Raw genomic sequence first — 254 nt, forward strand, 5'->3', positions numbered from 1 at the left:
TTACGGACGTCGTCATCATTTTCCTCGTCCGTATGCGCGTTTGCCGCAGCTCCCTTGAACTCGTGGGATTCCAGATCGCTCTCTTCCGGCTCTGCGCCACGAAACAGATCAGCAATCTCGCGATTTCTTGCAGATACCTGCCGGACGCTGGACAGAAGTTCAGGCATATCTTCCGGATCCAAGACCCGGCGCAACATCTCGATGGCGTCCCCTGCCTCGATATTCTGCGCCTGCTCGTGGTCACCCAGCGCCTT

The 254-nt window shown here is 57.5% G+C and carries 1 protein-coding gene; it reads right to left on the bottom strand.

Annotation, left to right across the window (positions count from 1 at the left end; translation table 11 throughout):
* The coding region (locus B7449_RS17435; RefSeq protein ID WP_048883932.1) for a hypothetical protein at positions 1–254 on the bottom strand (254 nt) is incomplete at both ends.

The sequence above is a fragment of the Komagataeibacter intermedius TF2 genome (assembly GCF_000964425.1).
GTDB lineage: Bacteria > Pseudomonadota > Alphaproteobacteria > Acetobacterales > Acetobacteraceae > Komagataeibacter > Komagataeibacter intermedius.